The sequence below is a fragment of the Hyphomicrobiaceae bacterium genome (genome assembly GCA_041397645.1).
Lineage (GTDB): Bacteria > Pseudomonadota > Alphaproteobacteria > Rhizobiales > Hyphomicrobiaceae > Hyphomicrobium_B.
The window spans coordinates 1,076,991-1,090,795 of sequence record JAWKWE010000004.1; the positions used below are offsets into that span (position 1 = coordinate 1,076,991).

Here is a 13,805-nt window from a genome sequence, read left to right on the forward strand (position 1 = left end):
CCCAAGCAGACCAAAGAAGAGCAAGTCAACAAAGGGAGACGCCAGCAATGAAAGCTTATGTCATCGTCCGAGAGACAATCACGGATGAGGCGAAGTTTGCCGAATACCGGGCCCAGGTGTTGCCGACGGTGGAAGCATTTGGCGGCGAGTTCGTCATTCGCGGCGGGCACTGGACTCTGGTCGAAGGCGAATGGTCTCGCCCGCGGCTCGTCATCATCGCGTTTCCGTCCCGCGCAAAGGCCGAAGACTGGTACCATTCTCCCGCCTACCAGAAGCTGCTTCCACTCCGATTGCAGGCTTCGCAAAGCGATCTCATCATCGCCGATGGTATCGCCTGAGCGGAGTTTCTCCGATCGTTCATGGGTTCAATTGAGGGCGACACGTGACATCCAGCGCAGCACGTTTTGAAAGCATCAGCGTTATCGGCGGTGGCGCATGGGGAACGGCGCTTGCACAAACGGCCAGCCAAAGCGGCAAGCGCGTTCTCTTGTGGGCGCGTGAGCCGGATGTCGTGGAGGATATCAACACCCGCAACGTCAATCGCACATTTTTAGCAGGCGTGCCGCTTGATCCGGGTATCCGCGCGACCGCCGACCTAGCCGAGGCCGCAAGGTCGGATGTTATCCTGATGGTGGCACCAGCGCAGTATTTACGCGCTGTTTCTTCCGCAATGGCCAAGGATCTGCGAGAAGGTCATCCGTTTGTCATCTGCTCGAAAGGAATCGAGCAGGCGAGTGGCAAGCTCATGGGAGAGGTCGCGGAAGAGACGGTGCCCCACGCCATCCATGCCGTGTTGTCGGGACCAAGCTTCGCAGCCGATGTCGTCCGTGGATTGCCTGCTGCGCTCACGCTGGCATGCCGGAACGAGGACGTGGGCCGGGGGCTTGCCGAAGGCCTGTCGTCGCGTCAAATGCGTCTTTATTGGTCATCCGATGTCATTGGCGCGGAATTAGGCGGTTCCGTCAAAAACGTCCTCGCGATCGCGGCAGGTATCGTAGCCGGTCGCGGTCTGGGCGCCAGCGCGCACGCTGCACTGGTGACCCGAGGCTTTGCAGAGTTGCGTCGGTTCGCAGAGGGCTTTGGTGCGCGGCCCGAGACGCTGATGGGATTGTCGGGATTAGGCGACCTGATATTGACGTGCGGAAGCCCGCAGTCACGCAACATGTCGTTGGGGCGGGCTCTGGCTGAAGGGCAGACGCTGACGCAGGTTCTCGGCAGCCGTCATGCCGTGACGGAGGGGGTCTATACGGCTGCCGCGGTTGTAAAACTGGCGCGTGAGAAGGGCATCGAGATGCCTATATCGGAAGCGGTCCACGCTATTATCGAGGGATCAATCGGCGTCGATGAAGCGATCACGGGGCTGATGCAGCGGCCACTTAAGGCTGAAGATTGATCAGGCCTCGTAAACAACGGCGTGTTTCATCGGCGCCTTGAGACGAAAATACATTCGCGCTAGGTCTCGATCCAACATTGCAAACGATGGGGCCCAAGCTCGAAATGCCTGCCTACTGGCTTCTAAAATCGGAACCCGACGTGTTCTCCTGGGATATGCTCAAGGCCAAGGGGAAGAAGGGCGAGGAATGGAGTGGCGTGCGGAATTATCAAGCCCGCAACAACATGCGGGCTATGAAGCTAGGAGATCTGGGCTTTTTTTATCATTCCAACATCGGCCTTGAGGTTGTGGGCGTATTGAAGATCAGCGCACTCGCCCATCCAGATTCCACCGCCGACGATCCCAAGTGGGAGTGCGTCGACGTCATGGCGGTCACCGATATGCCCAAGTCCGTCACTTTGCAGGCTATCAAAGAAAATCCGAAGCTTGCCGACATGGTGCTCGTCAACAATTCGCGTCTATCGGTTCAGCCGGTGGCGGCGAATGAATGGAAGGAGATCTGCCGGATGGGCGGCTTGAAGGCCGATAAGTTGGCCGGGTCATGAGCGCTCGCCTCACCGGCGATGATCCTGATGCGGTGCGCGACTTCATCCGCGAAAACACGCGGCTGCTCGCGCCGCCTTTAGTGCCAGAGATAAAGCTGCATCTGGCGGAAGAATCGATTCCCCTCTGGAAAAAGACCGAGGAAGAGCTTGATCAGATGAATTTGCCTCCGCCGTACTGGGCCTTTGCTTGGGCCGGCGGGCAGGCGTTGGCGCGCTATCTACTCGATAACGTCGAATTGTGCCGAGGCAAGAGCGTTCTCGACCTGGGGTCCGGGTCGGGCTTGACGGCTATTGCTGCAGCCGTGTGCGGTGCGCGCACCGTGATCGCAGCTGACATCGACAGGCTCGCCTTATGCGCGGTGGGTCTCAATGCGGCCGCTAATGGCATTAGCGTGGAGGTGCGAGGAGATGACTTGTTAGGCAAGCAACCTCCGCCCGTCGACGTCATATTGGTCGGCGATCTGTTCTACGAGCGCAGGCTCGGTGACCTTGTTTTTGCGTTCATGGAGGCGGCAAAGGTTGCGGGCACAAGGATCCTGATCGGTGACCCTCAGCGCAGCTACTTCCCGCAAGGCCAGCTTACTATGCTCGCCGAGTATCGCGTTCCCGTAACGCGCGACCTTGAGGACGCCGAGATCAAGCGGACGTCGGTCTGGAGATTTTGACCGCGCCTTGATGAAGCGCAATTTACCTTACCTTGGCCAACGAAATTGCGCTTTTGTTGTCTTGCGCGATTGTACGTATCCGACTTTGGAGTAATTTGTCATTGCAATGCCGAAGGCGCATAGTCGCCGTCCGGCAAAAGAAAAAAGTGCCGCCAACAAAGGCGGCGTGATGGGAGGATCTTAGAGAATGTCCGAGAAAGTCTATCCCGTACCCGCCGCCGTCGCGGCCAAGGCTTGGATCGATGAAGCCAAGTACAAGGCCATGTATGATGCGTCGGTAAAGGATCCAGAGAAGTTCTGGACCGAAGCTGCCCAGTCTCTCGACTGGACCAAGCCTTTTACGCGGGCAAAGAACACCTCCTATGCGCCAGGCAACGTTTCCATCAGATGGTTTGATGATGGCGAACTCAATGTTTCGGCCAACTGCATTGACAGACATCTGGCAACGCGCGGTGATCAGGTCGCCATCATCTGGGAAGGCGATGATCCCAACGTTTCCGAGCAGATCACTTATCGCCAGCTGCACGAGCGCGTGCAGAAGTTTGCCAACGTGCTCAAGAAGCACGGTGTAAAGAAGGGCGATCGCGTCACCATCTATCTTCCGATGATCCCTGAAGCAGCGTACGCGATGCTCGCATGCGCGCGCATCGGCGCGATTCATTCGATCGTGTTTGGCGGCTTCTCGCCTGACAGCTTGCAGAACCGCGTCGAGGACGCCCAGTCGGCGGTGATCATTACGGCGGATGAAGGTCTGCGTGGCGGCAAGCCGGTGCCTCTGAAGAAGAACGCCGATGCAGCCTTGGCCCACATCAACGGCGATGAGAAGATGATCGTCGTGCGCCGCACGGGCAATCCGGTGCCTTGGACGCCGGGTCGCGACTTCTGGCTTCACGAAGAGCTTGAAACCGTCTCCGCCGATTGTCCGCCCGAGCCGATGAATGCAGAGGATCCTCTCTTCATCCTTTACACGTCAGGCTCGACCGGAAAGCCGAAGGGCGTTCAGCACTCCACGGGCGGCTATCTGCTCTATGCGGCGCTGACGCATAAGTACGTGTTCGATTATCACGATGGAGATATCTATTGGTGCACGGCCGACGTCGGTTGGGTGACGGGTCACAGCTACATCGTCTATGGGCCGCTGGCGAACGGTGCGACCACACTGATGTTCGAAGGTGTGCCGACCTATCCGGACGCCTCGCGCTTCTGGCAGGTGGTTGATAAGTGGAAGGTCAACATCTTCTACACCGCGCCGACCGCCATCCGGTCGCTGATGGGTGCGGGCGACCACCTCGTGAAAAAATCGAGCCGTGCATCCTTGAGAATTCTGGGATCGGTGGGTGAGCCCATCAATCCGGAAGCCTGGGAGTGGTACTACCATGTTGTCGGCGAGGACCGCTGCCCGATCGTTGATACGTGGTGGCAAACGGAGACCGGCGGCATCCTTATTACGCCGCTGCCGGGCGCGACGCCGCTGAAGCCCGGCTCGGCGACCCGCCCATTCTTCGGCGTGCGCCCTGCGCTTGTCGACGACAAGGGTGCTTTCCTCGAAGGCGCCGCCCAGGGCAACCTCGTCATTCTCGACAGCTGGCCCGGCCAGGCGCGTACGATCTATGGAGATCACGAGCGGTTCGAGCAGACCTACTTCTCCGCCTACAAGAACATGTACTTCACGGGCGACGGCTGTAGGCGCGATGCGGACGGCTACTATTGGATTACCGGGCGCGTAGACGACGTGATCAACGTTTCGGGCCATCGCATGGGCACGGCAGAAGTGGAGAGCGCGCTGGTAGCGCATCCCAAGGTCGCGGAAGCGGCCGTAGTGGGCTATCCGCACGATCTAAAGGGTCAAGGCATCTACTGCTATGTCACCCTCAACGCAGGCGAGAATGGCGACGATGCGCTGCGCAAGGAACTGGTCGCGCACGTAAGAAAAGAGATTGGTCCAATTGCTTCGCCCGATCTGATCCAGTTCTCGCCGGGTCTGCCAAAGACTCGTTCGGGCAAGATCATGCGTCGCATCCTGCGCAAGATCGCGGAGGACGATTTCTCCAATCTTGGCGATACCTCGACGCTTGCCGATCCGACCGTGGTCGACGATCTCATCGGCAACCGGCAGAATCGCAAATAGTCTTCGTGGTTCGTGGAGGCAAAAAACGGGGCGCGGATCTCGACGAGATCCGCGCCCCGTTTTGTGTTGAAGTTAGAATTCTGAGGCCTCAGCTTGCGACGCGCAGGTTGCCGAGTTTCACGCCGATGTCCCGGAATGCCTTCTTGAGATCAGAGCCGGTTTTAGCGTCATAGAAATGCGACGGTGACGATGCGCAGGATTGCAAGTGCGTCAGGGCCGTTTGCGAATTCAGATCGAACCCGATCGTGTAAATCATGATGCCTTCTGTTTTGGCTGAGGCGCACAAATCGTCAAAGTAGCGATAGGATTCCGCGGTCTGATCGGAGCCGCCGGTGTATGACGTGTTGAATTCGCCGTCCGTCATAACCACCATGGCTTTGATCGAATCTTTCTCATCATAGGCTTTCGGTGCGCTTTCGTCAGGTAGCAAGCTGGTCCAATTCGGCGACAGCAGATACCAGCCCCAGGCCGTTCCTATATGACCTGCGGTGGCACCCTCGGCCTCATAGCGCTGAATTGCGGATTTCAGATCATCCCTGTGTGTGCGATTTGACAGGGGAATAACCGTGGCCGACGGACAAACATAGCGAGACGGCAACGCCGGCAGGTTCGTCACGTTCGGCAGAAGATTAGAACCAGTTGGCGCGGCATCTGTGAACGCCTCGCTGCCTTGGCGTTCCAAAACGCATGTGTCGGCGTTGGCGACATTAGCGGCGATTGTAACAGCGCTGGCCAATGAGCCGGCATTTACCGACGCCGAATAAGGCGCAAGTGCAATCCTGACGTCATCATCGGCTACTGCGGTGTCAAACAGCGTGTCGATGATGTCGCGCGCTGCAAATTTCAGATCTGCAAGTTTGCCTTTGGTGCCCATCGAGCCTGTGATGTCCAATACAAGGGCAAGCTCGACCGACGACATGCCGTACATAACTTTGGATTTGCGGTCGACAGTCGCCATCGAACTAAGGCCCGCGAGACGGCCAAAGAGGGAAGTAAGTGCAATCCGGGCTTCAAGCTCAACCGTGAAAGTGGATCGATCGATCTTGACCGTTGGAATCGAAATGTCGGACGGCTTGACGCCCAATGTTTCGGCCGCCGCGTTGAAATAGGCCATGGCGCGCGCCTGGACGTCGGAATCGGTCTTCTTTTCATCCGCCAGGAGCTTTGCAGCAGCGAGAGTGGCGCCATCGAGAACGGTCTGAACGCGAGTTGAAACCGCGTAATAGCGCGCAGTATCGATAGCCAGTCCGATTGAAATGAGCAGCACGACCAAGCTAAGCGCAAAAATAATCGCTACAGTCCCGCGCTCGTCGCGCGCGGCATCTTTTGCAATACGAGATACGAGCAACATGGGTAGGTCCCCATTTGGGTGACGTTAGGTGAATACTGTCTCGCATCATTTGATGAAAAACCGAATAAATGACGTGTTCAGAGTAAAGCTGCGTCGCGCTTTCATTAATAGATAGGTGAATATTTGGTTTTGACGTGCCCTGGAACGGGGCGTCCAAGCTCACTCGACTTGCGTTATCGGCAGCTCTTGAACGCACCGCGATCGAAGTGGAAGTGATTGGCGTGCGCATCATTGAAGTCGGGACCTATCGAAACTCGAAAATAGCGGCACGAGGCTTCTTTTATGGATTTGAGGAATCGCGTGTTCGCGCCCTCGCCGTTCCAGTGGTTGAGTACTGAGATCTTCCGTCCGTCGGCGAGAATGAAGCCGGAGATGTCAATGGCGTTGGCGGTCGCGTGTTGACTTCGAAATGGTTTCAATGTCCGCGAGCCCACGATGTTTCGGCAGGCATAGGTGCCCATGTGGCGGATCGCAACAACCTTGGCACCGAAAGTGGCTTCAGCCGCAGGTTGGACCTCATGGGTGATCCACATGGCGAGTGCAGCTGCCATGGGGCACGAGAGTTGACCGGCTGAAAGATGCGCACCGCCCACCTGACTGAGCCGCACGGCATTGCGCCATCCGCATCCATTTTCATAAGGTTGGTCGGGAACGTGAGAGGCCGCGATGAATGGTTCTTTCAGCACGGCTTGGCATAGGGTTTTTTCGGATTTCAGCGCAGCAAGGCGCAGATCGAGGAACCACGGCGCCGGCTCCGAGAGGTCCAACGGAGCAAACGGGCTGAAACGCTGCGGGACAATCCCTAACCAGAACGCCGCCGCGATAAGTACCCCGGCGAGCCAGACAGCGAAGAGGTATTTGATGAATCCCCGCCGTCCTGTCATGCGCTCCCCCGGCTTTTTGCGACAGGGACCATCTAAAGGCCGACGTTGAGAGAAATGGGGCGGTTGCAACGAAAAATGCGGGCGTATCAGCTGATACGCCCGCCAGGTTGAGGAGGAGGGAGGCTAGAGTAATTATTTTGCGAGGCGCAGCGCCGTGAGCTTGTCAGCGAAGCGGGCGAAAGCAGCGTCGAGTTCCTCGGCATTGGCGGCGTTGGCGAAATATTCACTACCGTCGGAGGCGCAGCTCTTGAGGGTGTCGAGTGCTTGAACGTTGCCGCCGATGCCGAAACCAACTGAGAACACCACCACGCCTTCGTCTTTCATAGCGGTGCACAGACGCTTGGCCTGCTCAGCCGAGCCGGGTCCGTGATACTGCGTGTTGAACTCGCCGTCCGTCATCAAGACCACGGCTTTCAGAACCTTGTGGTTCTGAACTTCGCTGTAATCGACGGGTGCACTGTCACCGCCCCACGTGCCGGACCAGTTGGGGGAAATGATGTTCCAGGCCCACTGCACACCAAGATGTCCTGCTGTGCTGCCATTGGCGCTGAAGGCATTGACCGCCGAAACCAGGGTGTCGTGATCCGAAGACAGCGGGATGAGCTTGGAGCCGGGGCAGATCGTCTTGTTGGCTCCGAAGAACGTGCCCGAGTTGTCCGAATATTGGCCGCCCTTGCGCTCGACGACGCAGCTGGAAGCCGAACTGTCGGAGATCGTTTGAGCGTAGTCGCCGAGGTTGACGCTGTAGGAGTAGGGAGCCACGCCGATGCGGACCTTGCGTGAAGAGTCCTGCGTATCAGGAAGCAGCTTGTCGGCAAATTTCGCGAATGCGGCTTTCAAGCCGTCGATCTTGCGCTGACCGTTGGAGTCCTTCTGAGACATGGAACCGGTGATATCCAGCGCCATGCCTACTTCGATGTCTTTTTGCTGGAAGTTGGCGGCGGTTGACACGGGAACGTCCAAGCGGTTGAAACCGCCAAGGCGGGCGAGAGTCATGTTCACGTGGCCGGTAACATCGACGCTCACGTCGCCGGTGGTGGAGTCGACGGCGATGACGGGCTGATCGATGTTTGCCTGCCCTTCCACGCCCTTAACATTCTGTTGGAAGTAGCGAAGAGCCATCGCTTCGATTTCGCTGCTGGTCATCTGACCTTCCATCAGCGCGCGGCCAGCGGCCAGGGCGGCGGCGTCGGCTGCGTCCGCGATGCGTGATCGCACGTTCATTGCGCGGTTGTAGTCGAGGGCCATGCCGGCCAGGAAAAAGAGAGCCATCAACATAAGGCTGAAGATCATCGCAACCGTACCGCGCTCGTCAGAGGCGAAGGTCTTAATATCGAGGGGCTTGATCTTGAGCATTTGTCTCACCGCGAAACATTGGGGCTGTTTTGCGGGAAGTGATGCAACCGAGGTGCCGCTGAAATGTACTCAGGCGCGAGATCCGCGGCCGCGCGAATTCGTGGTTTAGGAACCGTAAATGAGGGTCTTACGGCGGGACTGGTGTTAACGTCGCTCGTTGTCGGCGGCTAGCAACGCCACACCACCGCGCCGCCGGTGAGGCCCGCGCCAGCTGCGGTTAGGAGCAGCATTTCCTCTTGTTTCAGTGGTTTTTCCGCTGCGCAGACGGAAAGTGTAAACGGGATTGTTGCTGCTGAGCTGTTGCCGTGCTCGGCGATTGTCGATGCCAGAGTCTCTGGCGGCAGTCCCAGACGCTTTAACACCTTGTCCATCATCCGTTGATTGGCCTGATGTGGAATGAAACGAGTGATCTGTTCCAGTTTGGCATTGGCCCGCGTTAATGCCGTCTGTGCCGTTTTGGTCATCATATCGATCGCTTCAGAATAGACCGCCTGGCCATCGCTAATGATCATGAGCGTCTCTTGCGCGCTCGCAAGGGCCGAGAACGGCTTTCGGCTGCCGCCTCCGGGAATGTGAATGAGATCGTACCCACTACCCTTGCTCGCGAGCTCGGCTGAGACGACACCCGCTCCCGCCCGTGGTGTCGGGGCGAGAAGTGCAGCACCGGCGGCATCTGCGAACAGCACGCTGCTGGCGCGGTCCTTGACGTTGATGCGCCGGGATAGAACGTTGGCCGCAATGACGAGGACAGGGCGTCCGTGTGTACGCACAAAGCCATCGGCCAGTGTCAGCGCGTAGATGAAGCCGCCGCACGCACCTGCCATATCGATGCCACCGGCGTTGGCGAGGCCTAGTCGATGGGCAACCAACGGTGCGGAGGGTGGCAGCAAATGATCGGGTGTGGAGGTGGCAAGCAGCAGCAACCCGACATCGTCCCGGGCAAGGCCAGAATTTCTTAACGCCATGTCGGCCGCAGCCACTGCCATGTCGGACAGCGCCTCGTCGTCAGCAACGTACCGCCGCGCTTTGATACCTGTGCGCCGTTCGATCCAACCCGGCTCCAATCCAAGCCGCTGCTCGATTTCCCCATTTGGGACGCGCCGCGCGGGCGCGTAATGCCCAAGTCCGAGAATCTCGACGCCGCTCATGGCAGCACCTCGCGAGCCACTGCGGTAATGGCTGCGTAAACGTCTGCCAGTTCGGTCTCTTCGATGCAGTACGGGGGCATGATGTAAATGGTGTTTCCGAGGGGGCGCAAAAGAACGCCGCGTTCCACAAACGCCTTTCGCATTGTCAGACCCACATTGGCAAGATAGCCCGCATCGGGTACTGCAAGGTCGATAGCTGCAATCGTGCCGATTTGCCTTGCATTGGTAAGTCTGTCATCCCGCTCGATATCTCTCAGCAAGGATCTGTGTGCCTCGGTCAGTGTGGATATGCGCGGTTCCGTCGTGCCGGTTTTCCAGATCTCGAGATTGGCGGCTGCAGCCGCGCAGGCAATCGGGTTGGCGGTGTAGGAGCTTGAGTGAAAGAAGGTTTTGGAGCGGTCGCTGCTGTAGTGCGCCTTATAGATTGCGTCGGTACATAAGGTTGCTGCAAGCGGTATGCTGCCGCCGGTCAGCCCCTTTGCCACACACATGATATCGGGTGTGACGGCCGCCTTGTTGCAGGCGAACATAGTCCCTGTCCGACCGAAACCGGTCATGACTTCATCGGCAATGAGCAGAACGTTGTTGTCCGCGCAGATGCGCGCCATCTCGGCAAGCGTCGCCTCGCTGTAGATAAGCATCCCGCCTGCGCCACAGATCAGCGGCTCGACTATGAGTGCGGCGACGGTTCCCGTCTCGCATTGTGATTGTAATGCCTCGAAGGTTGCCTTCTCGGTACCCTTCTTTGGAAATGGAATTCGGCCAACATCGAACAGTAAAGGTTCATAAGCGGCATTGAACACGCCGCGCGCGCCAGCCGACATCGTGCCAATGGTATCGCCGTGATAGGCGTGTTCCAATGCGAGAACGCGCGTGCGTTTTGCATCTCCCACATTTCGCCAGAAGCCAAGCGCCATTTTCAGCGCGACCTCGACCGATGTCGAACCGCTATCCGAAAAGAAGACGTGCGAAAGTCCGCTCGGCGCAACGGCGGCCAGATCGCGCGCCACCCGCTCGGCGGGTGCGTGCGTGAAGCCGGCAAATATCACCTGATCGAGCGCAGCCGCCTGAGCTTGTATGGCGGCCACGATGTCAGGATGGCAGTGCCCGTGCGTGACCACCCACCATGACGAGATCGCATCGAGGATTCTCTGACCGCTGCTGGTCGTGAGCCATGCGCCTTGTGCGCTAACAATTTCGAGCATCTCGCCTTCGAGCGCGTGTTGCGTGAAGGGATGCCAGACTGGAGAGCGAGCGCTTTGAGTCATCATGGGCCCCCCGCGCCTAGGCCCAGGATATCGGCGACTTTGAAGTTCTCGGCGAACGCGCTGCGCAACGTTGCGGCATTCAGAGGATCGATGTGCGGCAAGCTTCCGAGAATTCGCACCCCGCCAAGTTCGCCGATGATGCGTGCCGATTCAGGCGCTTCGTCGCCGACGAAGGCCAATCCCAGAATTGGTACTGCGCGCCGTTTCAAGGCTTCGATCGACAGAAGAGAGTGGTTTATGGTGCCCACGCGCGTTGCCGCGACGAGCACGACAGGCAATTTCCAGCGCGCCAACAGATCGATCTGCAGAACGGTGCGTGTCAGAGGAACAGCGAGACCGCCAGCGCATTCGATAACGAGGGGCGCCATAGACCTTGGTGGAACAAGCGCTGTCGTATCGATCTCGATGCCTTCCTGGGCAGCGGCATAATGAGGGGAGGCAGGGGCCTTCAAGCGATAGGCTTCCGGGAACACGCGATTGGGCGCGAGACCGGCGAGACGGCGCACAGTTTCGCTATCGGTTTCTCCCGCAAGCCCCGCCTGAACGGGTTTCCAATAATTCGCGCTCAGGGCGGCAGTAAGGGCGGCTGAAAATACGGTCTTGCCGACATCGGTATCGGTGCCTGCGACAACGAGGGCTGGACTCATGTGCGGGCCTCCGCGTCTTCCTCGGCAAGCGGCTGCGCTTCAGCCAGGGCATCTATGAGACCGGCGATGTCATCGGGGCTGGCATTTAGTGTGATGTTAAGTCTAAGGCGTGCGGTGCCTTCTGGGACGGTCGGCGGACGAATGGCGCGGATGTCGTAGCCGAGCGCCTTCATCTGCTGCGCCAGTGCGACGGCACGGGTATCTGTGCCCACGATAATCGGCTGGATCTGCGAGCCGGATGGCGCAAGTTCGAGTCGCTCCTGCAGCAACTTGCCAGCCAGTTCGATGCGCGCCTGAAGAGCTACGCGCCGTTCGGGTTCGTTCGCACAGATGCGGAGTGCGGCACGCACAGCTGCGGCAACCAGCGGAGACGGCGCGGTGGCGTAAATAAACGCCCGCGCCCGGTTGACGAGAAAATCGCGTAAAGTCCGTGAGCAAAGAACGAGCGCGCCGGACGCTCCAAGCGCCTTGCCGCAGGTGTGCAGCGAGACGACGTTCTGCCGTCCCTCCAGATGCGCGCCCAGTCCACGTCCATCTTCGCCGAAGACGCCTGTCGCGTGGGCCTCATCGAGAAGCAACATGGCGTCATGGCGTTCGGCCAGTGCTGCCAATGCGACGAGTGGGGCGCGGTCGCCATCCATGCTGTATAGCGTTTCCACCCCAATCCACACGCGACCGGTTCCGCCTCCCTTGCGCCAGTTCTTGATAATCGTCTCGCAAGCATCCGCATCGTTATGAGCGAAGGGTCGGTTTTCGGCCTTTGAGAGGCGAAGTCCATCGTGAACACTGGCATGAATCAGTTCGTCATAGACGATGAGATCGCCGCGTGCGGGCAGGGTCGAATACAGCGCGGTATTGGCTATAAAGCCTCCGCCAAAAAACAGAGCACGTTCCGCACGGAAGAACGCGGCGGCTTCTGCTTCGAGCGCTTCGTGCTCGGTGTCGTTGCCGCGCAGGAGGCGCGAGCCGCCTGCGCCGACCGGGGCGCCGCGCGCGATCGCGGCGCTGACCGCATCGCGCAACGCTTGTGAAGACGCCAGGCCGAGATAGTCGTTGGAGGCGAAATCGATCCCGTTCGCTGTTTCCAGCGCCCTCAGGCGGCCGCGCCGCCGTAGCGCTTCTAGCGCGCGTTCATGATGTGCGGACATTCCTTGGTCCGGCTTCATCCCCGGCTCTACCGGAGCACGATTGCAGGGATTCCTGTGCTTCGTTCGGTTCAGTGCTTAGTGTTTCAGGCGACAAGCCGAGCTTGGCGAACAGCCGGCTGTCGGCATCTTCGCCCGGATTATCCGCAGTCAACAACGTTTCGCCCGCAAAGATCGAATTGGCACCGGCGAAGAAGCACAAAGCCTGTGTTTCGTCGCTCATCTCGGTGCGGCCTGCCGACAGGCGAACATAGGATTTCGGCATCATGATGCGGGCCACTGCGATAGTGCGGACGAAATCGATCGGATCGATTTTTTCCACGTTCTCCATCGGCGTGCCAGGAATGGCGATGAGCATATTGATCGGTACGCTTTCAGGATGCTCTTCCAGATTGGCGAGCGTTACCAGCAAACCGACACGGTCATCCTCGCCTTCGCCCATGCCGATGATGCCGCCAGAGCAGACCTTGATCCCGGCTTCCCGCACCCGCGCAAGAGTGTCGAGCCGGTCAGCATAGGTGCGCGTTGTGATGACCTTTGAATAGTATTCTTCCGAGGTATCGACGTTGTGATTGTAGTAGTCGAGCCCCGCGTCTGAAAGCTTGGCGATGTCGTCATTCGACAGCATCCCGAGCGTCATGCAAGTTTCCATGCCCAGCTCTTTGACGCCTTCGACCATGGCGACAATCGTATCCATGTCGCGGGCTTTCGGGCTGCGCCAGGCTGCGCCCATGCAATAGCGCGTGGCACCCGACGCCTTGGCTTTGCGCGCTTCGTTGATGACACGCTCTACTTCCATCAGCTTTGATGCCTTGAGGCCGGATGCGTGATGGGCCGACTGGCTGCAATAGCCGCAATCTTCCGCGCACCCGCCGGTCTTGATCGACAGCAGGCGGCTCATTTGAATCTTATTGGGATCGAAGGAGGCGCGATGGGCGCTTTGCGCGCGAAACAGCAGCTCCATGAGCGGGAGGTTATAGAGTGTCAGTGCTTCAGCGCGGGTCCAGTCGTGACGCACGTCAGTGCGGGTGCGCGCGGCAGCGCGCTTGGCAGTCTCAAGTTCAGTCACGTTTGCAGTCATCGCCGGCGGTCTCTCCGCAAAACCCTAAAGGCGCGGGGCTGCTGCTCCACGCCGCTCAATCAAGAGAGATGTTTGCACCGCTCTGGGCTGTGAGGGCAACCGCCAATTTGCCTCTATGTAACTCAGTCCCCGTTAAGCCTAGGAGGGCAGGCGAAAGTCCCACGCCGCCAAGCGCTTAACCGAACGCTCGGACG

The 13,805-nt window shown here is 58.9% G+C and carries 13 protein-coding genes; 5 read left to right on the top strand and 8 right to left on the bottom strand.

Translation table 11 applies throughout. The features are described from left to right. Positions 1 to 47 precede the first annotated feature (47 nt). The 5 genes from R3D51_04995 to acs all read left to right on the top strand — a co-directional run bounded on the left by R3D51_04995 (position 48) and on the right by acs (position 4,731). A complete protein-coding gene (locus tag R3D51_04995) occupies positions 48 to 338 on the top strand; it encodes a DUF1330 domain-containing protein (GenBank protein ID MEZ5898835.1) in 291 nt (96 codons plus the stop codon). Between the two features lie 44 nt (positions 339 to 382). Further along, positions 383 to 1,393 carry an NAD(P)H-dependent glycerol-3-phosphate dehydrogenase gene (locus tag R3D51_05000; GenBank protein MEZ5898836.1) on the top strand — a complete coding sequence of 337 codons (1,011 nt, stop codon included), beginning with the start codon at positions 383 to 385 and terminating at the stop codon, positions 1,391 to 1,393. Positions 1,394 to 1,497: 104 nt separating this feature from the next. Next, the gene (locus R3D51_05005) at positions 1,498 to 1,938 is read left to right on the top strand and encodes an EVE domain-containing protein (protein ID MEZ5898837.1); all 441 of its coding nucleotides are present in this window, start codon (positions 1,498 to 1,500) and stop codon (positions 1,936 to 1,938) included. Then, positions 1,935 to 2,603 (top strand): methyltransferase, encoded by a 669-nt coding sequence (locus R3D51_05010; GenBank protein MEZ5898838.1) that lies wholly within the window; start codon positions 1,935 to 1,937, stop codon positions 2,601 to 2,603. Before R3D51_05005 ends, R3D51_05010 begins: the two co-directional genes overlap by 4 nt. Positions 2,604 to 2,790: 187 nt before the next feature. Next, entirely contained in the window at positions 2,791 to 4,731 is a 1,941-nt protein-coding gene (acs, locus tag R3D51_05015; protein MEZ5898839.1) for an acetate--CoA ligase, read from the top strand. A gap of 88 nt (positions 4,732 to 4,819) precedes the next feature. Here acs and R3D51_05020 read toward each other — a convergent pair whose 3' ends face one another. The 8 genes from R3D51_05020 to bioB all read right to left on the bottom strand — a co-directional run bounded on the left by R3D51_05020 (position 4,820) and on the right by bioB (position 13,611). After that, the gene (locus R3D51_05020; GenBank protein ID MEZ5898840.1) at positions 4,820 to 6,082 is read right to left on the bottom strand and encodes a pilus assembly protein; all 1,263 of its coding nucleotides are present in this window, start codon (positions 6,080 to 6,082) and stop codon (positions 4,820 to 4,822) included. Between the two features lie 173 nt (positions 6,083 to 6,255). Next, positions 6,256 to 6,966 (bottom strand): extensin family protein, encoded by a 711-nt coding sequence (locus R3D51_05025; GenBank protein MEZ5898841.1) that lies wholly within the window; start codon positions 6,964 to 6,966, stop codon positions 6,256 to 6,258. Between the two features lie 132 nt (positions 6,967 to 7,098). Beyond that, complete coding sequence (locus R3D51_05030) at positions 7,099 to 8,322, bottom strand: pilus assembly protein TadG-related protein (protein MEZ5898842.1); 1,224 nt, start codon at positions 8,320 to 8,322, stop codon at positions 7,099 to 7,101. Between the two features lie 167 nt (positions 8,323 to 8,489). Next, positions 8,490 to 9,470, bottom strand: coding sequence for a beta-ketoacyl-ACP synthase III (locus tag R3D51_05035; protein ID MEZ5898843.1), 981 nt, complete (start codon positions 9,468 to 9,470; stop codon positions 8,490 to 8,492). Continuing rightward, a complete protein-coding gene (locus R3D51_05040; protein ID MEZ5898844.1) occupies positions 9,467 to 10,738 on the bottom strand; it encodes an adenosylmethionine--8-amino-7-oxononanoate transaminase in 1,272 nt (423 codons plus the stop codon). The genes R3D51_05035 and R3D51_05040 overlap by 4 nt, the downstream gene beginning before the upstream one ends. Then, entirely contained in the window at positions 10,738 to 11,385 is a 648-nt protein-coding gene (bioD, locus tag R3D51_05045; protein MEZ5898845.1) for a dethiobiotin synthase, read from the bottom strand. Before bioD ends, R3D51_05040 begins: the two co-directional genes overlap by 1 nt. Next, positions 11,382 to 12,533 carry an 8-amino-7-oxononanoate synthase gene (locus tag R3D51_05050; protein ID MEZ5898846.1) on the bottom strand — a complete coding sequence of 384 codons (1,152 nt, stop codon included), beginning with the start codon at positions 12,531 to 12,533 and terminating at the stop codon, positions 11,382 to 11,384. The genes bioD and R3D51_05050 overlap by 4 nt, the downstream gene beginning before the upstream one ends. Next, positions 12,517 to 13,611 carry a biotin synthase BioB gene (gene bioB / locus R3D51_05055; protein MEZ5898847.1) on the bottom strand — a complete coding sequence of 365 codons (1,095 nt, stop codon included), beginning with the start codon at positions 13,609 to 13,611 and terminating at the stop codon, positions 12,517 to 12,519. Before bioB ends, R3D51_05050 begins: the two co-directional genes overlap by 17 nt. Between the last annotated feature and the right edge of the window lie 194 nt (positions 13,612 to 13,805).